The organism is Wolbachia endosymbiont (group A) of Hedychridium roseum (genome assembly GCF_964028325.1).
Lineage (GTDB): Bacteria > Pseudomonadota > Alphaproteobacteria > Rickettsiales > Anaplasmataceae > Wolbachia.
Genome location: NZ_OZ034755.1, coordinates 1,112,267 through 1,135,682, shown reverse-complemented (window position 1 = coordinate 1,135,682; position 23,416 = coordinate 1,112,267). Strand labels below are relative to the sequence as shown.

The following is a 23,416-nucleotide window of genomic DNA, read 5'->3' as shown; positions in this document are numbered from 1 at the left end:
AATAATTATACACAATTCTGAAGAAATGTTCAAGTTTTTTATTTTTTTAAGTTTTGAATGCGTTGATGAAAAAAATGTCTCCCATAGGTGGCTTTAGAATACTACTACGCACCTTAGAGGTCCTTTGTAGATCTTTTTATACCCCCCTCATAAAGCGCCTAAAAACCCCGGCAAATGAATTCATGAGCTATAAAGAGCTTTAAAAACACTTATTTTTGGTGCAAGGGCCTAACAAAAGTGCGAGCGTAAGCCTACCATTAGCTCTCACACCTTTCATAATAAAGAGCTTGAAGTCAACATTTTCATGGTAAATTTATGCTCACCTGTGTAATAATGTGTAGTTTATTTCTGTTAGCGGCATGGCAAAACGTACTACTATCTCCATAAGATACGAAATAGCGCAGAATGTAAGAAGCTGGATATTAAAGCGAAAATATACCCAAAAAGATTTAGCAAATAAAACAGGTATAGAATACTATACGCTGCTAAGGTATGTAAAAGGAAAATGTGGCATTCCAACTGAAAAGTTAAAACGTATAGCAAAGGCATTGTCAGTTCCTATTAGTAATCTACTTCCTCCACCAAGAGAAGACAGTTGTTTTGATAAAGATAAGGCGCAAGAGACGTACGATTTCATGGGAAAATACATGAAAACAAAGGGGAGAGGACCGCGCAAGGCAATTAATGCATTAACCAAATTTATTCGAGCTCAAGAGGAAAGTGATGTAAAAGCAGCAAGAATAAGAATGGCAAAAAATATGCTCGAGTTAGAATTTGATGCTGATATTATCTACCAAGCAACAGGCTTATCAATAGATGAATATGATAACAAAGAGCTAGTTGTCTGTAAGCGTCACAAGGAAGGACAAGAGATGAAGAAATGGAGGATAATAAGGGAATATACTCAAGAGGAATTGGCAAAAGAGCTCGGTGTAGCGCATTCACAAATACATAACTATGAACAAGGAAAGAGTACCTTTTTAAGCGAGGTGGCATGTAAGGTTGCAGAAATATTATCAGTGGATGATAAAGATCTAATAACGGAAGAAGATTACTATGAAGACGAGGAAGTAGAAAATGAGCTATTAAGTTCGACGAGAGAATTCAAAAGAATTGATAATCAGGAATCAAGAGATGAACTGAACATACTAATAGAATTTTTATCCCAAAGAAGGCAAATTTACAAAGAAAAGATCGACAAAGCAGAGGGGATCAAAGTTGCAAATAATCTGCTTATATTGGGCATTCCCATCGATATTATCCCCGAGATAACTGGCTTAACTGTAGAGGAACTTGAAACCAAATAGGCATCCATAGCAAGAATTTCATATAGAGCTTATGGTTTCAAAAAAGCTAACAATAACACAAAGTGTGCTACAAGGTATGAAATAGCACAAAAAGTAAGAAGCTGTAGGTTAAAGCGAGGATATACCCAAAAGGACCTAGCAAATAAAATCGGACTATTATTTGTGCCGAGGAAATGACGCAGTAGATACAAGAATTGATCGAGAAGGGTTTATTCTTCTCCCAAGATTAATTTATTAAATTTTTCCTCAGTTAAAATTTTAACACCTAGTTCTAAAGCTTTGTGATACTTTGACCATGGATCTTTACCTACAACCACAAAATCCGTATTTTTGGACACACTAGAGCTAACTTTTACACCTAAAGATTCGGCTTTTGCTTGCGCTTCCTTTCTCTCCCTTGACAGCTTGCCAGTAAAAACCACTATTTTACCGCTGAGCGGGGAATTACTAACATTAGCACTTACAGACAGAATAGTTAATTGATTAGTAAGATCACTTACCATTTCAATATTATCCTCATCAGAGAAAAATTCCTCCAAGGAAGTTATGGTCTCTTCGCCTACGCCTATTATGCTCATTAATTCTTCTTCATCAGCAGAATACCAATTTTCATATGAGCCATAATGTTTTGCTAGTAATTTTGCTACGTGTGGTCCTACGAATCTAATTCCCAAAGAAGATATAAATTTTTCAAGAGTTATGGTTTTTCTGCTATTGATAGAATTCAATAGATTAGATACGGATTTCTCAGCCCATCCATTTAGCTCACTTAAGTTGAAATTTTTGAGTTTTTCTTCGAGAGCAAAAATATCAGATATTTTCCTTATCAAACCAAGGTCATAAAAGAACTCTATTTGCTTATCGCCAAAACCTTTAATGTCAAGAACTTCCACAAAATGTTTTAACTTTCCTATTCGCTGTGCTGGGCAATCATTTCCTCCAGAACATATAGCTATAGTTCCCCAGTCATCAACTCTACTGCCACATTCCGGGCAAATATCAGGAAAAACAAACTTTGGTGTATTACGAGAACGAAACTTTTTGTCCACTTCGACTATCTGAGGAATTGTGTCACCCGCTCGTTTCACTACTACAATGTCACCTTCCCTTATGTCCTTACGCTTGATTTCATCTTTATTATACAGATTTGCTCTAGTAATGATCACCCCACCTACATTTATCGGAGCTAATTTAGCAACAGGATTCAATTTGCCCGTTTTGCCTACTTGTATTAATATTTCAACTATCTTAGTTTTTCCTTGAGCTGCTGGAAACTTGTGTGCTATAGCTCCTCTTGGTGCTTTACTGGTATTACCTAGATGATCTTGCAACTCTAAGTTGTTGATTTTATATACTATGCCATCAATATCATAACCTAATTCATGGCGATTATCGTAGATTTTGTTATAGAACCCCAGCATTTCGTCCACATCTTTTGCTAAGCATTGATGTTCATTTACACAGAATCCAAGCTTTTTCAGCGTATTTAATACTTCAGACTGGGTATTTTCTGTTCCACCAATTAAAGAATAGGCAAAATACTTCAGTGGCCTACTAGCGGTGACCTCTGGATTTAGGTGTCTTAGTGAGCCTGACGCTGTGTTGCGTGGATTTGAGAAATTCTTATTTAATTTTAAAAAGTCGTCATTACTTATGTATGCTTCCCCTCTCACCTCTAATCTACCCTTTACATCAGGTAAAACTTTAGGCAATCCTTCTATAGTTGCAACATTTTTTGTTACATCTTCACCGTAATGGCCATCACCTCGAGTTAAACCTTTAATGAACATACCATCCTCATAAATTGCAGTGAAACTTAAGCCATCAATTTTCAGCTCGCACATTATCTTCAGCTCATCTGTATTTAGGAGTTCTCTGGACTTAGCAATAAATTCTTCAATGTCTTCTTGGCTGTAAACTTTGTTTAACGAGAGCATAGGCACAATATGCTGTACCTTGGAAAACCTATCGTCAGGCGCAGTACCAACGGTTTGAATATCTACCTTTTTTACCAGTTCATCGTACTCTGCATCGGTTATTTCTTGCCTATTTTCCCGATAGTACAACTCGTTGTGGCGTTTTATTTCTTCTTGTAGTTTTAATGTATTTTCAGTCATAATTTTTACCTCAACCACTGTTTCAGTATACAGCGTCAGTTGTAAATTAATTATTAACCATTACGTACGTTTTGCATGTATTTTATAAACAAGATTCTCGCTTTGCTTCTACTTTTATATTCAATATATAATATTTAAATAGAAATAGGAAAGTATTTAATTACGTACATTATGAAGTAGTAAAACTTTAATAAAACTCAATAATACTGTATTATATTTGTTCTGCAATTGTGCAAAAAATGACCACTACTGAAAAGAAAGTTGCTGCTGGCTCTCTAAGTGACCAAATAATTCAAGAGATAAAAAATTTGAGGTTATTAAAAGGATACTCTCAAGCGTATGTAGCAAAAGAAATCGGTGTCTCAAAGAGACAGATGGGAAGATATGAAGAAGGGAGAGATAGCCTTTCGCCTAAAAAATTTGAGGATATCTTAAAAGTATTATCAATTGATGTTGAAGCTACATTTTCTAAATTAATAAAAGAAAATTGTATTAACAGCAAAGATGAGAAAGCATTAAGTGTAGTGCAAAATTTTAAAAAATTTAAGGACCAAGAACTTCGCAATGCATTATGTGTACTAGTCAAGATTTTATCAGAAGGTACTCAAATAAACAAGAGTATAACTGGTACAAAGCCTTTGAGCAACAAAATAAGACAAAAGTTAAAAGATTGGAGGTTTGTACAAGTGTGTACTCAAACGGATTTAGGAGACAAAGCAGGGTTATCACCTCAGCAAATACACAGATATGAGCAAGGAGTAAATGACATATCATTTAACAGGATATCTGAAATGGAAAAAGCATTATCATTGAGTAATGGAGCACTACTGCCAAGATCAAAAGACGAAATTTATTATGAAGATGAAGATACTGAAGGAGAAAAAAAAGTATTAAGTTTTATGAGAGGGTATCAAAATATAAGGAACGAAAGACTACAGAATACCATTTGTTCGTTTTTATCTGAGATTGCAAAAATTTGTGAAGAAGAACAGACACTTTGAGAGACTACAGATAGCAGCGCTAACATATGCGTCAAATGGAGCTATCTTCTCCTTCCCTTATACTTACCCTGGGTTGAAGCTTGAGCTTTTACAAATAGCTCCCAATATCCCTTCTCATCGCCTTCTTCTGCTATCAATTGAACCAAACGCTGCATCAACCCATCATTCAGTATAACCATTTTTGTCCACTTACCCACTGGCTTTACAATATCGACTACTTTTAGATTTTCTTTATAGACCTGGATGTCATGATTCTCAACTTGATCTGTTTTCTTTTCACTCTCTCTCAAATGAAATGTTCTGACGAGGTTTTTGTATATTCCCCTAAAAAAAAGAAATATTTTAATAGCAATAATTAATATTGTACCGTATATAACGATCTGCTCGTAAGACATCTCCACTACTCTAAAATGATTCCATGAAGCATAAATAATTCTATAATTTCTTCGTTTTTATTCGCTTCAGCGTTTTCTAGCGCTGTGTAACCTTCTTCAGAGTTATAAGAACATTTCAGATGAACGTTTGCCTTTTTCTCTAGCAATAATTCCACAATTTCTTTATTGCCATTCATAACAGCAAGATGTAGCGGAGTACAACCATCTCTTCCGATTGCGTTAACATCTGCTCTATTTTGCAATAAAAGCTCCACATGATCTTTTTTATTCAATGAAACTGCAAGGAGAAGAGGAGTACTTCCTTCTATATTTTTAGCTTCGAGAAAAGCTCCCCCTTTTATCAGCAACCCCAACATTACTCCATCAGCATATTGTACAGCCAAATGAAGGGGAGATTTACCTAAACGATTTAGGCAATCAATATCCCCACCACATTGCAACAACTTCTGCATAACTTCCAAATGCTTATACTTTATTGAATAATGTAAAGGAGTATCACCATAAATGTTATGGACATTAATATTTTTAGTCCTTACTACAACAATTCGTACTATTTCTATAAACTCAAGTATGGAAGCAATGTGTAGTATTGTATTGCCTTCTCTATCTGCAGCATCAACGTTAGCACCATGTTTGACAAGGAATCGAATGATATTATAAAAGTTCTTTTCTGCAGCAAAATGTAAAAAACGAACACCCAATCTACTATTTATGATCCATTTGAAGACTGCACTAACTAATAAAGAAAAGAGGCTAGGATTTCTAAACTTATAGATTTTCTTTGATGCTTAATCTAAAATCTTTTCTACTGTCATAGCAACCCCACAAAAAATGTGTTTGTATTAGAGTATGCAGCGATAAATGTTTTGAAATTATTAACCGTTGCGTATGTCTTGCATGCATTTTACAAACGTAATTCTCGCTTTACTACTACTTTTATATTCAATAGATAATATTTAAATAGAAATAGAAAAGTATTTAAGGTAATATATGAATATAGAAATCTATTCCTTAGAAATTTGCTCTGAATTTTCTTTACTTACTGGTTTTTTTGACCGCGATACTGAAACTTGCTATAGTCTTTACTCAAGATTAAAACCTCATTCGATTTTTTTCAGTTGCCCATTCCATAACTCCATTTGGGTTCAATGATGTGGTATTCTGTATACATATCCCGTATTTCCTCACAATCATTATACGATAACATCACGAGTCGACAAAAGTTTCTTCATGGTCAAAATCTCTACCTCTTCTTCCGTATAGTTTTTGATCAATTAAATAAGGAAGATCACAATATATTTGCATGTTTAGGAATACTTTTTTTAAAGTCAGCTAAATCCACAGTAAGATTTTTAATTGAGCAATCTTTCTATTGAACTTAGTGTAAAACGTGGGTGTCCTGGCGCCCGACAATGTTGTACCGCTGAAAGATGAGCGATTTAATGCAAAAAATGCTGCAGCAATTTCAACTCTATCTTTCAAGGTGAAAAATGTTTTTTGTAGGCTATAAAACATGGAAGATGTCATATTTTGGTATTTCCGCACTACCTCTGCAAGACAAGAAGCATCTTCTAAAAGCACCTGCCAAAATTTTACTAATGGTTCAAAGGCGTCATAGCCATAAACTTTTGTTCCTCTGCTGGCTAATGCTAACTCCTCCACCTACAAAAGGAGCACAAAGCGTAGGTAACCCTTTTGGAATATATTTATTAATAATTTGAGAAACGGCACGACTCTTGCCACCAGGATAACGAAGAGGAGACTTTACAAGCAAAATTTGTTTCCTTTTCTTTATTTGCTACACTGAAAATATGTCTGCATTAGAAGTTGCCAATCTATTCTCTGGAAATTTGCTTAGAATTTTCTTTTACTGGTTCAATTGACACATCTTGAATTTCTTCTTCCGGCTTGTTTGGTTCAGCTAGAGTTGACTCTTCTTTAGATACTGCCTCTTTAGATTCTGCTGCTAATTTGCGTTGTTTGATAAATTTCTTCAATGTTTTGACTGCGATAAAGTTTATACTGAAAACACATGCAGAAGTTATTGCTAATGCTGGAAGAGGAGCTAAATTGAACATCGGCAAAATTGCCACAATCGTGCCAGATGTCAGTAAAAATGCTAACTTCTTGCTCCCGATTATCTTGTTTTTCTTAACCTTTATGGGGTTTAATTTTTTTATTTTCCCTTTTAGCTTTTTGAAGCCTTTTTTGAACACGTTGCCCTTTTTCAGCTCTTTTTCTACGGGTTTTGCTTTCTTTGTTTTTAAGCTTTTTATTTTCTCTTTTATTCCTTTTTTATCTTTTTTTACTTTAGAGGTCTTCTCCATCAACTTTAGAGGTTGCTCATGTAGCGGTTTTGGCTTATCGTTTGAAATTTTAGCTTCTTGCCCCTTAGTCACAGTTTTATGCTTTTTGGGCGAAACTATGTTTTTTAAACCTTTCTTTGCTTTGTGATATAATTTCTTTAGTCTGCTTGGCATTTTTATGTAAATTAAGATACGATATCGCAAAATTTATCGATTACTTTTTGATTACCTTCTATCATTGCATTTGCCTCCTGCTGCAGACATTTAATATTTTTAGGTGTTACATTATCCATCTCAGCCGACGCTATTGTCAGTTGTGATTGTATTCTTACGTATCTGTCGTCCATTACGTTACCTAGCTGGTAATTTACTACATCAAGGCTTGATGCAAACATCACATTTAACAGCGGCTTTATCCAGGCTATCTTTCCTAATTTCCTATACTTTATTCGATTAGATAGCCGACCTGTGCCAATTGATACCAGCACTATTTCTTCATTAGGGAAAAGTTTTTTGCTATTTGCATATGCACAAGCCGCTGGGTTATTGGCAAAAACACCGCCATCCACTAGTACTCTTGTATCTTTGTTCACTTCTAAATACTTAGGTGCAAAGTATGTTGGTGCTGCTGTTGTGGCTCTGAGTGCATCTTTCAACTTGATAAAATTTCTGTCTTCTCTCCAGCTTTTGAAGAAAAATGGACAGTTATTGTGAATATCATAACTTGTTATCAGTACCTTGCTTAAAGTATTTTTTAGAATATCCTCACCAAAATACTTATCCAGTACTGATTCGATGTTTTCGTATGGGTATTGTGCGCAGTTAAACCAAGACAGTATTGATTGTCTAAAAAATGAAGACTTGAAAATATATGCTCCATACTCCTGGTAAAGCTCAACTAAATCATTAGCTGAATATTGAGGATTTCCTTGGTTATCCTTTCTTGCATAACCCAGCAACAACAATACCGCCTGTTGATGTACCAGCCACCAGATCAAAGATTTCTGCTACCTTTTTTCTTGATCTTTTTTCTATTTCTGCTAGTATTATCGCTGGTATTATTCCTCTTATGCCTCCGCCATCTACTGAAAGTATATATTTTGTCATGTTTAGATATTTATTAGTTCTGTTGACTTGCTCACTTTTATCAGGATGTGTTCCTTGTCCAAAAGCTACAGTTTGTTTTACACCTAGAGAAAATTGTACTAATCAAATAACCAATGCTATAGATCAAGCTCAAAAATCCATATTAGTTCAGGCATACACGTTTACTTCAAAGCCAATTGTACAATCTTTAATTAGAGCAAAAAAACGTGGTGTTGATATTAAGGTTATCCTAGATGAATCACAGGTCAGATCAAAATACAGTGTCATCAATGAATTATTTGGGCAAAAAATACTGATATACATAGACTATAAACCTGCAATTTCACACAGAAAAATTATGATCATTGATAATCAAAAAATCATAACTGGATCTTTTAATTTTTCCGATGCTGCACAGAAAAAAAATGCTGAGAATCTACTGGTTATAACAGGAAGCCCCTCATTAGTTGAACAATACGTTGAAAATTGGAAAGATCGTCAATCTCAATCTGAGGTTTATATACCATTAGCAGAAAAATAATTACTTGTACTTCGAGTTAGCTTTGAATTCATCCAATTCCTCAGAAAGATTTTTTACCCGTTCTTCCAGGCGATATACCGTAACAGTCAATCCGTTGTTCTGCTCTATAAATTTATCATGCATGTGTACCCGTAAATCTAGCTTGGCAAGCCACCATATCGCCGCTACCGTCTGTATTAACATCGTTACAATTACTGCTAATGGTATTTTTTGATTTTGCATAATGTAATAATTTATTGTAGATAATTGTTGAAAATTTCTACTGTGTGTTGTACGTATGATTTACTGTCCTGGCTTGTACTGCTTTTCTGCGTTATACAATAGATCTATAATTTCTCTGTAGGGCTTATTATTTTTATTGTGCCGTAACATTATAACAGCTAAATCCCTTGGCTTTTTTCCCCTAAATTCTTTGGCATTTGGATTTGCACTATTTTGTAACAGGAATCTGACAATTTCTAAGTTACCATGCTCTGCAGCGTAGTGTAAGGCTGTTCTGTGACTTGAATCACCGCTCGTAGAATTGATATCAACTTTCTCTTCTATCAAAAACTGAATACCTTCTAGGCACTCTTTTTCTGCAGCATATCCTAACAACCTTTCTTCAAAGACTAGGGTATTATGAATATCTACTAAGTTCCTCTCTGTCAAAAATTTCACAACCTCTAAATCACAATTTCTAACAGCAATCGATGTTATCTTTTTATAGTTCTTGGTTGCTTCTGCATTTGCTAATTCAGCCTTTCTGTTAGTATCAAAGACAAAGAAACTTATAATAACTGCAACAACAGCACCAAATGCTATCAACCCAGGTATAATTTCTATCCAATACATCCAATTTTGGTGATAATAGCAATCTTGATGATGACAGTGCTCTTGATAATAACGGCGATTTCTTCTTGGCATACTTTTGTTGCAATACTCTGCCTTGCGTATAGCAATTGTTTGTTGAATTTTTCTTAATTAATTCTGCTTATCGCTGCTTCTATTGTAGTTTGGTATCCCCTATTATCTAAAATATGCTCCGCCCTTTCTATTACCCATTCGCCATCTATTTCTTGGCAAAACCCTGATAAGTTAATTTTAGCTTCTGCAAATAACTCTGGATTGCCAGGTATTGTCACGTTTAATTTTGCTTCATTTTGCTTTAATCGTCTGAGCTTAGCGCTTGCTGCATTGATCGCTGATTCTGCAGTAGGATAAAGCTTATATATCGGATAACTTGGTTCTTCATTGCCTACTTTTTCTTCTATGGTTTCTCCTCTTTCATAGCTGTACCATTTTGCTATAACTGATCCATATTTACTACGTACATTAAAATTTACTTTCCAATTTATTACATCTTTAGGTGTAAGTACTGTTGTACCTAAAACCTTCTCTGTTGCTGATTTTCCTCCTCCTTTGGGAATAAAAATTATGTGTCCTCCTATAGGTTTTACCGTTGCTTCATGTTCATCTCCTATCCTTTTCAAAAAATTCATATCACTTTCATCTGTTTGAGTGATGTGTGATATAAATATATCTTCAAATTTTTGCGCAATTTTAGCTTCATATCCGTGCTTTTTTGTTATCTCTCTTACTAAATCACCTAAAGTAATTTCTTTCCATTCTTTTGATGTTTTTTCTTTCAGCGATCCTCTTAAGTTTGCTGCTTGGCATTTGACCCTTAAAATCTGTGGTGGACTTTGTATAGTGATCTCACTTGCTGTATAAACCCCCATAGACAATAGCCCGGTCTCTTTATACCCCAGAAAAACTTTCAACTCACCCTTGAGTTCATTACTTCCATATTCAAGACATATTTCAGCTTCATCACTCGTTGTCCCTGATTCATCAGTAATATGCAGAGATATTAAGCTACTCCTTAAGGCCTCTGTAATAGAGTTATTTTCTGCTATTATGTTAAAATCTGGCTTCATTAATCTAAAATTTTTACAACAGACTTCTGTGATATCTTTTGAATCTTAGGCAACTTAATTTTCAACCCTGCAGGCAAAAAGCTTCCATACTCTGCAAGTCCAGGATTTTTTTCCAAGACCACTTCCACTGCTCCACTACTGTAACCATAATGCCTCCAACAAATATAATCCAGCATTTCTTTATCCTTGGTAAAATAGTAAATCACTTGTTGTAGCTTTTTAACTTCAATTGAAACTCGATCTTTCTTGGTAGTCCACAAGGAAGATATGATCTCTGTCTTTCTTCTATATGAGTAATCACAAAGTTTCCTAGTACCTCTGAACCATAAACTAAAACATTTGGTTCTTTGATGTCACGCATATTTCTTAGTTGTTCTAAACTACTATTTTGACGATGTGGATAAATCACTCCTGTTAAATCAATATTCTCAATTCCTGAGCCGATATTCTGCAGTGATGTCTTCTCGATACATTCAATTGTATGCCACCTATGCTCTTTACTACGCCTGAGGCTCACTGGATCAAATTTAAATTGCCCAAGTAACACTTAATTTATTTCCTCCACAACATCAAAAAGAGCCCCTCTTGCTTGTTCTCTAAATCTTTCTATTACTGCATCAGCAATGCTACGGGCGCCTTGGTTAGGCTCTGCTTTCACATTTATGTTAAACGTTTGATGAAAGGTTTGGTTGTATGTTTTTAATTCTTTTTTCTCAAATCTACTTTTCTCAAATGCTTTATCAATTTTGTTTTGATTATCTTCTATGGATTTTTTCTCCTCGATAACACTTTTGATTTTTACATTATTCTTGCTCCTCTCAGACATTTCTTTAATCGCACTATTATTTGACAAATTACTAGAAATGCTGCTCTTAAGGGGAGTATGTATTTCAGCAACAATACTTTTTTTTTTCAAATTCTTTCAGTGGACTATTTTCGGCAACCTTTCCAAATATGCTACCAACAGTATTTCCCATCCATGAAAACATTTCTCCGATGGGCTTTATTATCGATTTTATATATTCCCAAAAACTAGCAAAGAAGCTCTTTACTTTTCCCCAGTTACTAATCACAAGTATTGCACCAGATATAAGTAAAGCAATAATAGCTCCTATAGGGTTACTCACTATTGCCGCCGTCAAAAATCTCACTCCTGCTGTGACTGCTGGAATAGCTGATGTTGCTAGGCTCAGAGTCGTAGCTTTTAAAACACTCAGTCCAGTAATTACTGCTGGAATAGCGTATGTCGATAGAACAGAAAATGCTGCTATTGCTTTTGCTGCTAAACTCCAAGCTGTTCCCATAAATAAACTAAGTATGTAACCACCACCTACTAATAGAACTTTAAGACTTATTAGTGCTGCTATGGTACCCATGATTGCTGTAGTTACAGTGGGATATTTTTCTGCAAATGAGGCTATATGTTCACTTACCCATTTTAACCTTTCAGCTATAGGTTTTAAAATAGGTAACATCACTGAACCCAGATTCATTCCTACTTCTGCTATTGAATTTTTTAGCAATCGCAATTGGTTGGCTGTAGTACTCACACGGTCATTAAATTCTTCCTGCAATGAATTTGCACGTTCCCCTTCATCAGCTAATAAATCCAGCACCTTTTCATATACTTTTGAGTTTTCAAGTAGTAGCGCTATATCATCTTCTGCTCCCTGTTGGAAGAGCTTTAGCAGAATGCCAGCCCGATCATGTTTATCTATTTTTTTTAAAATTTCAAAAAAATCTAGTAGTGCTTTGTGAGGGTTTTCCTTGATACTCTCTTCAAGCTCTTCTATATCTATCCCGATTTCTTCTAGTGTTTCTCTAAATTCATCTTCTTGCTTCCCTGCCGTTTGAAGTTTAACCAGCATACCACTTATCATTTCTGCTGCTTTTTTGGGTTGTTTTCCTAAACTAATGAAGGCGTTTAATAAACCAGCTATCTGATCAACATTCAAACCAAACTGTTTTGCTGCCCCGCCAGCTATCGTCATTGCTGCCATCAGATCTTTTGCCTCAACAGTAGTATTACTTGATAGATGATTTATCGTATCTCCCCACTCTTTTAGATCTTCTATTTTTGTTCCAAAAATTTTATAGAGCTTGCTAGCAGCACTTCCTACTTCTTCTGCGGTCATACCAAAATTTACTGCCATTTTCGATACTGTTTCTGTAAATTCTAGAAGATCTTTTTTTTCTTCAATACCAAGTCGAGCACCACTTGTAGTTATTTGTGCTAACTCTGCAGCAGATAGTGGTATTGTACGGGATAACTCCTTTATTCCCTGGCCAAGTTCCATAAATCCTCTATCATTGGCTTCCTTCTCTTTAGAAAATTTTTTCACTGCCCTGATATCAGCCATAACACTTTCAAAATCAATTGCAGCTTTAAATGGAGTTCCAAATGTTAATGCAAGTGCCCCTGTTTCTAGTAATTGTGATTTAAAGTGTGTCCTTTGTGCTGAAAATCTCTGGTATGCTTTGGTAGCAAAGTTTAACTTACTATATTGACTTCTCAGCCTACCTACAGAAGCACCTAGTTTATCTTGATCTCTTATCAAAGACTGTATATTCTTTCCACTTTTCTTAAATTCTTCACTGAGCGCATGTAAAGTGTCTCTCTTCTGTAAGTACGCTGTTTTGGCCTTTATTGCCGATTCCTTAGCCTTATCAAACTGAGCCTTTAAATCTTTACTTGGCTTTGCTGTTGTTTTCATTTGCTTAGCCAAGGACGTTACTTGCACTTCTAAGCCTTTCCAGGATCTCTTGGCAACTAATGTGTTACGACTTAACTCCTTAAATTTTGATACCGATTTCATCGATGCATCAAGTTGCCTTATTGTACCCCCAAGACGGGAAAGTTGAGCACTACTTCCTGCCATTGCGCTATTAAAGCTACCATCTAGTATTGCACCTATTTTTACTGATAATGTTGACATTTAAACTCTCCCGCAGCTTTGGCCCATAAAATAAATTCGTTTATTTCCATCTCAAGTACCTGCTCAATTCCGCCACCTACAACAGAACAGAGCATTAGTACATTTAATCTTAAGTTCTTTGTGTAACCGATGGAAAAAAATCTTTCAACGCTTCCTGTATTTTCATGTAGTCTGCAAAATATAACTCCCAAATTGTTTCTTTTGTTACAGATGCAAGGTTTGCTATTAATCCAACTTCTTTTTCAAAATCACTACTACCGGCACGTTCCATTGCTAGGCAGTCTCTTACTTTGACTGGTCTAAAAGTTAATTCCGAAACCGGAGTTCCATCTACTGTTATTGGGTTATCAAGTTTTACTGTTGTCATGTTTCCCCCTAAAAGTTAATTAAATAAAAGTCTTCGTGGCTTTTACATAACTAATTTTTTACTTGAATTGCAGAAGTTGTGTTTTATTGAAGTGACCACACCTTTTCTAAACTTTTTCAACAAAAAATATATTTAAAGTTTTGGTAGTAAGTCTAACAATCCTGCCCGTTTATAAATGTTATCTCTATGTCCTGCTGTAACGAGAAATACTTTGCGTTTTGGAATATTCACACGATAGATAAGGCGATAGTTATCAAATCTCAGTCTTCTATATCCTCGTAACTTGCCACGTAATGGTTTACCAGCTTTATTTGGGTTAACTTTGAGTTCCTTTTCTATAGCTTCTTCAATACCCAATCTTATTTCTTCTGGTAAAGCTGGAAAATCCTTTTTAGCATACCTCTTTAAGAGTTCAATTTCGTAAATACTTTATCCCCTCTTGAAGTCTTCATACTTAATTGTTTCTGCGCCTGGAACATCACTCTCCTTGACAGTATCAGATAACGCAATCTCCTCTATCTCACATTCAATTCCTTCTATGATTAGCCTTTTTGCTAATTCTTGAATAGGCTCCTTGGTAACTTCAGCTAATCTAGTAAGGTGATGTGAAGTTTTTGGGTCAAGTGCTATGTTAATTCCTAAGTCTGCCATATGTTTTACCAAAATATACCACAATAATTATACAACATTTCTCTGAATTTTTCAATAAAAAAATATGTAAACTACATCAAATTCCTAAAACTGCTTGTAATAAAGCCATCTGGTCAACACCATTAATCTTGCGAATCATATTCTCAGCATCGATTTCGATAAGTTCTCTAGCACCGATAGTAAGTTTGTAATAATGCGCAGCTACGGTACACTTCAGCGTTGCTTTTTCAGCAGGTTTCCAGCTACCAAAATCAAATTCTCTGAATATGCCCCTAAGGTTGATAATTACCCCTTCAATATCATTACTTCCACTGCCTTGTAATCCGCCCCTTAGCGTCAGAGAAACCGAATTCCCATCTATTAAACCAAAAAGCCTAAATAGCTCTGAATCATATTCGGCAAAAGTAAAATCAGCTTCGAGCTTTTCCATGCCCATATCAATATTTATTGGAATATCCATACCACCAGCTCTATATTCTTCTGTTTTTATGGTAAGTTTTGGCAAGGTTACTTCATCTATTTTTCCTGCATAGCCTTTACCATCTACGAATACGTTAAAATTCTTTAAAATCTTCGGTAACATTCTTCTCCCCCTTTTCTCCCCTTTTTACGATATTGCGCCACTCACAAGGTGTGACCTGAAAGTGATCTGTTCTGCTGGATATGGTGGTGTAAACTCAAAATCAAAATACACTTTACCACTTGCAATATTTGCTTGGGTATTAAGCTCTGGATTGGCATAACACCTTCCACTGATAATCGCTCCTTGTGCTTTTAAACTTGCTAGGTAGGAATTAACACTCTCTATCACTTCATCTATATAAGTTTTGGTAATGTTTCGATCAACTGCCCATAGATGAGCTCGCAGTAGACTATCATTGATTAGATCTGCAGTACGCCTAACAGGCAGAAAAGCCCATTTTGGATCGTCTGAACATGTCCTGTTTCCCCATAGTCTGTAGCCATTTTGATGAATGATTGTCGTGACTTCATTTTCATTTAAGTAATTTGCTCTACAACTTGTATCACCGAGCGTAAAATCAATAGCTCTGCTTGTCCCAACAATACCATTTATCTCTTTATTTGAAGGTGATTGCCAAAATCCTTGTTCACTATCTACTTTGGCTATTAAACCAGCTACAAATGGGCTTGATGGTTTTTCTTCCCCTTCAAACACTTTAACCCATGGATCAACGACATAAACTCTTGAGCTACCGATGCTTTTTCTCCATCTTATTGCTTCTTCATCATTAGTATTTGGCCCATCTGCTACTATTATTGCTCTTAGCTTTTCTGCTATAGGAATTAAAGCGCTAACCACTGGGTTTCCAGCATCTCCAGGCAATTGATGAGTAAACTGAGGGGCAATTAGTATTCTTGGGGCAACATGGACTATACTTTCACTGCTGAGGAATGCTTGAATCCCTTGATATTCCCCGGTTTCTTCATCAACTCCTCCAATGATGTTTTTCAGCGTCTCTTCTGATTCCTCAACTCGAATCACTACTACTGTTGCACCAACCTGGGAAAATATTCCATTTACTGCAGAAGGCAAAGTTCCTCTTTTTCCAAGTTTTGCTGCCTCTTTTAAGCTTCCTACTATTAATACTGGACTATTGAGTGGAAACTTTTCCCCGTCAGCATCAGGTGCAGTACCAATTACGCCAATTACCGATGATTTAGCTGTGCGTACTGTCCTTGCACCAGAGGTAATCTCAATAACATTTACCCCATGTAAAAACTGTTCTGTCATTTTTCTCCTTGTAATGTTGAATTTTGGAAAGTGGATAGAGAAAAGGTTTCTTTTTTAACTTTCTAAAACCTTTTGCATTTTTTGCTTAAAATCGTTGAGTAAACTCTGTAGCTCTTCTTTACCCCTGACTTCCTTAATTTTCTTCTTGGCTAAATCTTCAAGCTCTTCGCATTTGATTATTGCTTTTACTGCTTTTTTGGCTTTTTCCTGAATTATTCTTGCCATTTCTACTACTGAAATTCCCCGAACTTTTGCTAAAGGCTCTATAATTTCTGCATCTTTTTCGTCTATAGATTCTGGTGCTGCTAAAATGTTCTCTGCAGCTTTTGCTTGTATTTCGTACGACTTAAGCTTCTGATGAGAATATCCTGCGTATTGGTGAGTATAATTATTAAAATAAACACGGATGCTATCAAGTGCAGAAAATTTCGCATTTTCCAATAATTCCAGCTCAATATCTTCTTTATTCCGCTCAACAATTTTTCCTCCTTCAGTTAAACAATAACTTTTTTGCCAGTCGAAATTCTTTGGCGCTTCGTACCAATCATTCCCAGTTGGCTTGCTTTCAAGCGTTGTTGTTTCAATTTGCTTGTTGTTTTCAAAATGAATATAAATTGGCATTGGTTTTCTCCGTTTTCTGGTATCAATTCCAGATTTTGTGGGTGGCATCTAATCCTGGACATTGCCAAGCTCGTAGCGTTCTTTCTACATCGATTTCAAGCCCTGCAGTTAAAAAGTTGTTACGTATGTTATAAATTCCCCACTGGATAAATTGACCATAGATATGTACATCACCTGAAAGCATACCTTCACTAACTTTTCCTCTGGAATATAGATAAGATGATGTATAAAGTAATACTGCAACTGTTTTTCCTGCTGGAATTTCTACATTGCCGGATCCAGCAAAGCTGCTACTATAACCCGTGTGTACGTAAACATTTTTCCACGTTATCCTTGAAATTCCTGACTTATTAGCATTGGTGTTATCAGGAGTTCCCACAAATAATCCTGCACTTGCATATTCCGCACTCCAAGATGATCCAACAAATTCTATTGTTTTATTTATGTTCGCATTGGTTGTATTTTTTACAAATATTACTCCAAGTGCAGCATATGGGTAGTAATATATTGAATCATGACTACTCGAAAAACTGTTTGTATATAACTCTCCGTAAATAAATGTTCCTTTATTTCCCTCTATAAAACTCAATTGTCTTGGCCGATAAAAACTAACGTAACTTGTATCGTATATATGGCTACCTGCTAGTAGTTGTAGCATGTAGTCGGTTCCACTGTTCCACTTTCCAAGTTCAGTTATGAAAGTTCCATAGCCAAGATAATTATTTTTTCTACTTAGCACACCAAACAAGAAAGGTAATGACCCTGGTTCAACCATATTCCTCTTTTTCACTTCTCTCATAATTGATGAACTGCTAGGCAAATCATTGATGGAGTTAAATTTTGTTGTCAGTGTTTTTAGCTGGTCTTCCCTGGTTTTTACCTCCTTCATAATTGATGAACCGCTTGGCAAATCATTGATGGAGTTAAATTTGGTTGTCAGTGTTTTTAGCTGATTTTCCTGGTTTTTATTTCCTTCATGATCGATGAACCATCTGGCACATCATTTACACCACGAAAATCTTCTACTAAACCTTTAAGACCATCTTTATGATTGTTGCTAATACTGTTTATTGCCGCAATATTCGCATCCTTTCTCGTGTCAAGTAGCGATACATATGAATCTGATGACGCTTTTAAAGTATCCAAGTTGTTAGTTTTTAGCGTATTGATCTCATTTACAGACTCTGTCTTTGCTCCAGTTATCGCTGATATTGAATTTTCTTTGTTAGTATTTATATCATTCAAGTGCGATCTTGCAGCGTTTAGAAGTTCTTTCAACTTTTCATCTGTCATCTGCACAATTTCAGACACTGCACTTTTGTCGACTATTGATTCCAATGCTTTAGCAAGATATGCTAACTGATCTGGTGTACTATTTGCTGCTAAATCCTTAAGCCTTCCTTGTAGTGCATCAATTATTTCTTTTATTGTGGTCATTTGCACAACGTTGGAAATAGCTTTTTTATCTATTATCAATTCCAACGATTTCGCAAGATACGCCAGTTGATCGGGTGTGCTATTTGCTGCTAAATCCTTTATCCTTTGGTGTAATGCTTCTATTGCTTCTTTCATTCCCAAAAATTCAAAAAAGTTTCAAATCTAAATCGTTCAAAATTATTTTTAAGTTCATCTTCTCTTTCACTCATATCTTCATCTATCTTTTCTATGGCTCTGCGTATACGTACTACATCTTCTACAGCTATGTTCTCTGGATGCGGCAAAGGATATCCTCTTTTGGTCTCTTCGTTTGGCATTACGTGATAATTACTCGTAGATTCTTCACCTTTGGACGATAGACAACCGTTCCGCTAAGCACTAATTTTACCCTTGTCTCATTACCATTAAAATTTGATAGCACGTGAGTTCTTTCCACCCAATTTTCTCCGATTGGTTTTCCCGTTGTTAAATTTACTAACTGCCATTTTTCTCCTTTTTCCACCCCCTTCTGCACATATGCTTTAACGTCTGCAGTACCAGGTATCAGCGCATCATAGGTAATTGTTATCTTAGTGTTGGAACCTGCTGTAATGCTCCTAGTTACATAATCTCCGGACTCTGAAATATTCCCCATAACTAGCTGTAACCCAGGGTAGAGAACTGGACTTTTTTTCCCCGATCCTTTGAGCGCTACTTTTACCGTTAATTCTCCACTTATTCTTGCGCGCAGTGCGAGCGGCAAATTATCAGACAGAAAATTTTCTTCTCCTTTCTCATCTGTTAAGATAAATTCTACATTAGTATCAAAACCCACTTTTTCTATGTTGGTTAGAGCGATTAAGTCTGATGTATTATTTGCAGTAACTTTGCCAAGATCAATAACGTGAAAACTTTCAGTAAATTTCGCTGCTAAAAGTCGAAAGGTAAGGTCAAAATTCTGATGCGGTGTCCACGTACTTGCATTGCTCGATGACAGTAATACTCCCACCTGATAAGGCTGACTGGTTACCCAACGGCTGTTTACTGCATCATATTTGCTGAGTTCTGCTATCTTTACCGCTGTATCTGCATCATCAGTCAGTAAAACTATCGCATACTCTTGCCCTCCATGGCAAAATACTGGTGACCAAGTTATACGTGTTGCTGTGCCATCAGTATTGATCTTAGTTGGCTCGATGGAATTTTCAGCGATAACTGTTTGCGAGGGCACTCCAACTGTTGTTTCCCGAATCTGCACAACAACACGTCTTTTGCCGCTATTTGTAAACCATAGCTCTACACCTCCTATATGCCTACTCTCATCCAAGGTAAATGTCTGTGCTAAAGGATCAACACGTTTGCTGGAAAAAACTCTTCTTCGTTCTTCTATGGTAATAGTTTTTTTACCAGTATATGTTGCTTCTCCATAGCTTCCTTTATCCCCATAAAACTGTACTAATTTAGTACCTGCTGGAATATTTGCCGGTACTTTCACCTTTCCCTTTAATTTTCCCTGGTTGTTAGCTTCCACTTTTTTTCCCCCTATGCCACGGGTTGAATGACGATGCCATCGAATTTTATCTCTTTAAGCTTCTCATTTGGCTCAAAACCTTCGATCTCAAAATCTTGTATTGCTTCTCTCATAAACTCTTCCTCTTTTGTACTACTGGATAAAAGTTCAGAAACTTCAGAAGTAGTAAATTCTCTTGTCACTGGACTTGACCAATTGGTCTTTACCTTGGTCCAGTGATCGATGTTTTTGTTCATGGTAACTTTTGCCGGTACTGGATCAAATGCCTGATAAGGATTTATCTTCATCTCTTTAGTTTGTAAAAGCTGCTCAAGCACTGGCTCAAGTTCATACGGCAATAAATAAGGTTCCTTACCTCTTTCAACATCAATAATTTCCACGTTTATCGGCAATATCAGTTCCTTATTTACTATTGCTGCAAACTGAACAATTCCTTGATCGCGCATATCATCATCAAATAAGGGATCGACAAATACTCCTTTTTTAGTGGTAGGCTCTCTTGAATTTGCATCACTGCGTAGACGCTCCTCTGCAAAGAGTGCATAAAGATCTCTTATTCCACTCTTCATTGCTTCCAATTCGTTCATCGGTACTGCATGGATAGCATTATTCACTACTTTTATTTTCCCCTCTTCCCCTTCTTTCCACGTTTGGTGAATGTAGCAAAGTAGCAATTGTCCGCTAGGGGCTTTTGGCATTGATGGTCTCCAAGGGTGGGCAATTCCCTTTATTCTCCTTATCACCCCTTTTGCATCTAGAGTGATTAAATCAAATTAGACAAGCTTTTGCCTAAAAAAACTAAAGCTGAGACTAACAAATATGAGAAATCATGCAGAAAAGGAACTTAGACTTTTTGCGCGACAATATTGATGTTTTTAGACTTTTAGAAGAGGCTGAAATCTATGGCTATGTAGAAAAAAGAAAAGAAGCAACGATTGAGCTCATAAGGCTATTGACAATACAACCTGAGCTGAATTATAGAGGAGATAAATTTATACTAGATCTTATTTTGGATTATATAAAAGTTTTTGGAAAAGAGGTAGAAAGCTTAAAATCTGATATTAATATCTTAATCAACTTGCTGGAAAAAAGTATAGAGAGAAGAGAAATAGAAGAAAACTTAGATTCTGATATCGAAACCCGGATAAAAAAAAGGATAGAAGAAAGTAAAGACAAAAAAGAAGTGGAAAACTTAAAATCTGACACCAATGCCTTCATTGACCTACTGGATAAAAGGATAAAAGGATAAAAGAGTCAGAAGAAAACTTAGAAGAGATTGAAAAATGTAGAAATGAAGTGGAAAAGACTGAAAAAGAAACAATGGATAAAAGAAATAAGGTAGTGGAGCAACTATCAAGATTTAGATTATCTCAAACACCTTTACCAAATTGTGCAATAAAATGATAATTAATACTGAACAAAAAGTTACATTTACTGTATATAACTATTAGGGGGAGGAAACTCAGCTTATTGGGCATTAGCAAGTTTTTGATTGTCAAACAGGCTACTCATAGTTTTAAACAGTAAAATTATAGCAAATGCTAACACTCGACCTCGGCAAACAAACTGGCTGGGCTATTCTTACAGATGGAGTAATTCAAAGTGGGAGCAAAAATTTTCATGGTAGCCGTTTCAGCGGAGGTGGCATGTGCTTCTTAAGTTTTAGTAATTGGCTTAATTCCTTGAAAGACATTTCTGTGGTGTATTTTGAAGAAGTAAGAAGACACCTTGGAACTGATGCTGCGCATTGTTATGGTGGTTTCTTTGCCGTTTTAGCTGCTTGGTGTGAGAGGGAAAAAATTCCATACAAAGGTGTTCCGGTGAAGACGATAAAACGTTTCATAGCAGGCAAAGGCAATGCAAGTAAGGGTGAAGTCATTGAAGCTGTGAAAGGCAAAGGTTTTTTTCCTCAAGACGATAATGAAGCAGATGCTTTGGCATTAATGTTTTACATAATGAGTTTTAGCGAATGCTGTGATATTAATATTTTACATAATGAGTTTTAATACTAATTCTACTATAAATAACGATTTTCATAACAAAGGACCAGAGTGAAATATGGGTCCTTCCCGCCAGCCAGGCTGACTTAGTAGCAAAAAGCCCAAACCTTCTCTAGCGTCAGACGTATTTTGATTATTAACTTTTTAATTAGTTGTTAAGAATTTAAATATAGCAATTTAATAAAATATTAAGAATATGAATTTAGCAATACACTACTATCCTATTGAAAATCTTGTCGAATATGATCGCAACCCTCGCAAGAATGACGATGTAGTAAACAGAATGTGCGCTTCAATTCGGGAGTTTGGTTTTCGTATTCCGATAGTTGCAAAAAGCGATGGCACTGTGGTAGATGGTCATTTAAGGCTTAAAGCAGCAAGAAAACTGGGTATGGAGAGTATTCCAGTGGTGCTCAGTGATAATTTAAGTGATGCCCAAACCAAAGCTTTTCAGTTACTAGCAAATCAATCAGCTAACTGGGCAAAGTGGGACGATGATCTTTTAAAGGTAGAAATTCAAGAATTAGAAGACTTACAGTTTGACCTCAAAATGACCGGATTTGAGCTAGAAAAAGTCCAACGCTTTCTTGATAATCTTGATGGAAGGGAAGAACAAGGGGAAAAGGGAGAAAAATTTTCTGATTTAGCTGGTGATGACAAAAAAGTGGAAATAACAAAACCAGGGGATCTGTGGATTTTAGGTGGTCATCGAATCTACTGTGGTGATAGTTGTCTGGTTGAATCGTTTAAAGCGGTATTAGACGATAAAATGGCAGATATTACGGTGTGTGACCCTCCGTATAACGTAGCATATGGTGACAGTCAAGAGAGAGAAGACAAGAAGATATTAAACGATGATCAAGGTGAAAAATACGAGCTTTTTCTGTATGACATTTGTACTCACGTTTTAGCATACACCAAAGGGGCAATTTACATTTGTGCATCATCATCTGAGCTTTCGACCTTGCAAAAAGTATTTGAAGAAGCAGGTGGAAGATGGTCGACATTCATCATTTGGGCAAAGAATCATTTTACGCTAGGAAGATCTGATTACCAAAGACAATACGAAGCAATACTCTACGGTTGGAAAAACGGCAATAAACGTGAGTGGCATGGAGGACGCAATCAAAGTGACCTACGGTTTTATGATAAGCCAACGTACAACTCGCTGCACCCAACGATGAAACCAGTGGAGTTAATGGAGAGAGCGATAGTAAACAGCAGTAGACCAGGAGACATAGTTCTTGATCCATTTAGTGGTTCTGGGAGTACATTAATTGCCTGTGAGAGGACAGGAAGAATCTGTAGGACGATAGAGCTAGATCCTACGTTTGTAGATGTAACGATAAAGCGTTGGCAGGTGTATACGGGAAGAGATTCCACCCTTTTTGGTTCTGGTAAAACTTTCGCACAAATTCAAGAATCAAGACAGTAAGGGACGAAATAAGGGAAAAAAGAGGGGAAAGAAA

General features: G+C 36.1%; 26 protein-coding genes and 3 pseudogenes. 6 read left to right on the top strand and 23 right to left on the bottom strand.

The features are described 5' to 3' along the window. Positions 1–359 precede the first annotated feature (359 nt). Complete coding sequence (locus ABWU23_RS05620) at positions 360–1,307, top strand: helix-turn-helix domain-containing protein (RefSeq protein WP_353270925.1); 948 nt, start codon at positions 360–362, stop codon at positions 1,305–1,307. Between the two features lie 209 nt (positions 1,308–1,516). On the opposite strand, the gene ligA is transcribed toward ABWU23_RS05620, so the two are convergent. Beyond that, entirely contained in the window at positions 1,517–3,424 is a 1,908-nt protein-coding gene (gene ligA, locus ABWU23_RS05615; RefSeq protein WP_353270924.1) for an NAD-dependent DNA ligase LigA, read from the bottom strand. Positions 3,425–3,663: 239 nt separating this feature from the next. Here ligA and ABWU23_RS05610 point away from each other — a divergent pair, with 239 nt between their 5' ends. Continuing rightward, positions 3,664–4,425 carry a helix-turn-helix transcriptional regulator gene (locus tag ABWU23_RS05610; protein ID WP_253308909.1) on the top strand — a complete coding sequence of 254 codons (762 nt, stop codon included), beginning with the start codon at positions 3,664–3,666 and terminating at the stop codon, positions 4,423–4,425. Between the two features lie 41 nt (positions 4,426–4,466). On the opposite strand, the gene ABWU23_RS05605 is transcribed toward ABWU23_RS05610, so the two are convergent. From ABWU23_RS05605 to ABWU23_RS05585, 5 genes and pseudogenes are all read right to left on the bottom strand, one after another. Further along, positions 4,467–4,820, bottom strand: coding sequence for a hypothetical protein (locus ABWU23_RS05605; protein WP_265016460.1), 354 nt, complete (start codon positions 4,818–4,820; stop codon positions 4,467–4,469). Between the two features lie 5 nt (positions 4,821–4,825). Next, on the bottom strand, positions 4,826–5,521 hold the full coding sequence (locus tag ABWU23_RS05600; RefSeq protein WP_353270923.1) for an ankyrin repeat domain-containing protein: 696 nt from the start codon (positions 5,519–5,521) through the stop codon (positions 4,826–4,828). A gap of 631 nt (positions 5,522–6,152) precedes the next feature. After that, the gene (locus ABWU23_RS05595) at positions 6,153–6,482 is read right to left on the bottom strand and encodes a hypothetical protein (RefSeq protein ID WP_253308912.1); all 330 of its coding nucleotides are present in this window, start codon (positions 6,480–6,482) and stop codon (positions 6,153–6,155) included. Positions 6,483–6,655: 173 nt separating this feature from the next. Further along, positions 6,656–7,300, bottom strand: coding sequence for a hypothetical protein (locus tag ABWU23_RS05590; protein ID WP_253308913.1), 645 nt, complete (start codon positions 7,298–7,300; stop codon positions 6,656–6,658). 11 nt (positions 7,301–7,311) lie between these two features. Further along, positions 7,312–8,233: pseudogene (locus tag ABWU23_RS05585) on the bottom strand (patatin-like phospholipase family protein). Between ABWU23_RS05585 and ABWU23_RS05580 the strand changes: the two are divergent. Beyond that, on the top strand, positions 8,232–8,753 hold the full coding sequence (locus tag ABWU23_RS05580; protein ID WP_353270922.1) for a phospholipase D family protein: 522 nt from the start codon (positions 8,232–8,234) through the stop codon (positions 8,751–8,753). The pseudogene ABWU23_RS05585 and the gene ABWU23_RS05580 overlap by 2 nt on opposite strands. Here ABWU23_RS05580 and ABWU23_RS05575 read toward each other — a convergent pair whose 3' ends face one another. The 17 genes and pseudogenes from ABWU23_RS05575 to ABWU23_RS05490 all read right to left on the bottom strand — a co-directional run. Next, positions 8,754–8,975 (bottom strand): hypothetical protein, encoded by a 222-nt coding sequence (locus tag ABWU23_RS05575; RefSeq protein ID WP_264688177.1) that lies wholly within the window; start codon positions 8,973–8,975, stop codon positions 8,754–8,756. It abuts the gene before it with no gap. A 60-nt stretch (positions 8,976–9,035) separates the two neighbouring features. Then, entirely contained in the window at positions 9,036–9,659 is a 624-nt protein-coding gene (locus ABWU23_RS05570; protein ID WP_265016457.1) for an ankyrin repeat domain-containing protein, read from the bottom strand. A gap of 53 nt (positions 9,660–9,712) precedes the next feature. After that, positions 9,713–10,672 carry a phage late control D family protein gene (locus ABWU23_RS05565; protein ID WP_264688179.1) on the bottom strand — a complete coding sequence of 320 codons (960 nt, stop codon included), beginning with the start codon at positions 10,670–10,672 and terminating at the stop codon, positions 9,713–9,715. Beyond that, positions 10,672–10,878: a tail protein X gene (locus ABWU23_RS05560; RefSeq protein ID WP_373457537.1), complete on the bottom strand. Its 207-nt coding sequence runs from the start codon at positions 10,876–10,878 to the stop codon at positions 10,672–10,674. Before ABWU23_RS05560 ends, ABWU23_RS05565 begins: the two co-directional genes overlap by 1 nt. Continuing rightward, positions 10,875–11,219 carry a phage tail protein gene (locus ABWU23_RS05555; protein ID WP_264735750.1) on the bottom strand — a complete coding sequence of 115 codons (345 nt, stop codon included), beginning with the start codon at positions 11,217–11,219 and terminating at the stop codon, positions 10,875–10,877. The genes ABWU23_RS05560 and ABWU23_RS05555 overlap by 4 nt, the downstream gene beginning before the upstream one ends. After that, complete coding sequence (locus tag ABWU23_RS05550) at positions 11,220–11,498, bottom strand: hypothetical protein (RefSeq protein ID WP_353270921.1); 279 nt, start codon at positions 11,496–11,498, stop codon at positions 11,220–11,222. A 64-nt stretch (positions 11,499–11,562) separates the two neighbouring features. Beyond that, positions 11,563–13,608 carry a phage tail tape measure protein gene (locus tag ABWU23_RS05545; protein ID WP_353270920.1) on the bottom strand — a complete coding sequence of 682 codons (2,046 nt, stop codon included), beginning with the start codon at positions 13,606–13,608 and terminating at the stop codon, positions 11,563–11,565. Between the two features lie 109 nt (positions 13,609–13,717). Beyond that, positions 13,718–13,975 carry a phage tail assembly protein gene (locus tag ABWU23_RS05540; RefSeq protein WP_264688181.1) on the bottom strand — a complete coding sequence of 86 codons (258 nt, stop codon included), beginning with the start codon at positions 13,973–13,975 and terminating at the stop codon, positions 13,718–13,720. 132 nt (positions 13,976–14,107) lie between these two features. Beyond that, positions 14,108–14,392, bottom strand: a complete 285-nt coding sequence (locus ABWU23_RS05535; RefSeq protein ID WP_264688488.1) for a type II toxin-antitoxin system RelE family toxin — start codon at positions 14,390–14,392, stop codon at positions 14,108–14,110. A 12-nt stretch (positions 14,393–14,404) separates the two neighbouring features. Next, the gene (locus ABWU23_RS05530) at positions 14,405–14,626 is read right to left on the bottom strand and encodes a hypothetical protein (protein ID WP_236514454.1); all 222 of its coding nucleotides are present in this window, start codon (positions 14,624–14,626) and stop codon (positions 14,405–14,407) included. Positions 14,627–14,702: 76 nt separating this feature from the next. Continuing rightward, positions 14,703–15,209 carry a phage major tail tube protein gene (locus tag ABWU23_RS05525; RefSeq protein ID WP_265045254.1) on the bottom strand — a complete coding sequence of 169 codons (507 nt, stop codon included), beginning with the start codon at positions 15,207–15,209 and terminating at the stop codon, positions 14,703–14,705. 24 nt (positions 15,210–15,233) lie between these two features. Further along, complete coding sequence (locus ABWU23_RS05520) at positions 15,234–16,379, bottom strand: phage tail sheath subtilisin-like domain-containing protein (RefSeq protein ID WP_265045255.1); 1,146 nt, start codon at positions 16,377–16,379, stop codon at positions 15,234–15,236. A gap of 54 nt (positions 16,380–16,433) precedes the next feature. After that, entirely contained in the window at positions 16,434–17,000 is a 567-nt protein-coding gene (locus ABWU23_RS05515; protein WP_265017329.1) for a hypothetical protein, read from the bottom strand. Between the two features lie 22 nt (positions 17,001–17,022). After that, positions 17,023–18,572, bottom strand: a pseudogene (locus ABWU23_RS07285) (hypothetical protein). Then, entirely contained in the window at positions 18,569–18,754 is a 186-nt protein-coding gene (locus ABWU23_RS05500) for a hypothetical protein (protein ID WP_264688187.1), read from the bottom strand. The pseudogene ABWU23_RS07285 and the gene ABWU23_RS05500 overlap by 4 nt, the downstream one beginning before the upstream one ends. Then, complete coding sequence (locus tag ABWU23_RS05495; protein WP_265045260.1) at positions 18,754–19,947, bottom strand: hypothetical protein; 1,194 nt, start codon at positions 19,945–19,947, stop codon at positions 18,754–18,756. The genes ABWU23_RS05500 and ABWU23_RS05495 overlap by 1 nt, the downstream gene beginning before the upstream one ends. 11 nt (positions 19,948–19,958) lie before the next feature. Further along, positions 19,959–20,720: pseudogene (locus tag ABWU23_RS05490) on the bottom strand (DUF4815 domain-containing protein); the annotation flags it as partial. A 56-nt stretch (positions 20,721–20,776) separates the two neighbouring features. Between ABWU23_RS05490 and ABWU23_RS05485 the strand changes: the two are divergent. The 3 genes from ABWU23_RS05485 (at position 20,777) to ABWU23_RS05475 (ending at position 23,382) form a co-directional block, all read left to right on the top strand. After that, positions 20,777–21,196, top strand: a complete 420-nt coding sequence (locus tag ABWU23_RS05485) for a hypothetical protein (protein WP_353270917.1) — start codon at positions 20,777–20,779, stop codon at positions 21,194–21,196. A gap of 289 nt (positions 21,197–21,485) precedes the next feature. After that, on the top strand, positions 21,486–21,953 hold the full coding sequence (locus tag ABWU23_RS05480) for a crossover junction endodeoxyribonuclease RuvC (protein ID WP_265016578.1): 468 nt from the start codon (positions 21,486–21,488) through the stop codon (positions 21,951–21,953). Positions 21,954–22,143: 190 nt separating this feature from the next. Next, positions 22,144–23,382 carry a DNA modification methylase gene (locus tag ABWU23_RS05475; protein WP_353270916.1) on the top strand — a complete coding sequence of 413 codons (1,239 nt, stop codon included), beginning with the start codon at positions 22,144–22,146 and terminating at the stop codon, positions 23,380–23,382. Positions 23,383–23,416: the final 34 nt, after the last annotated feature.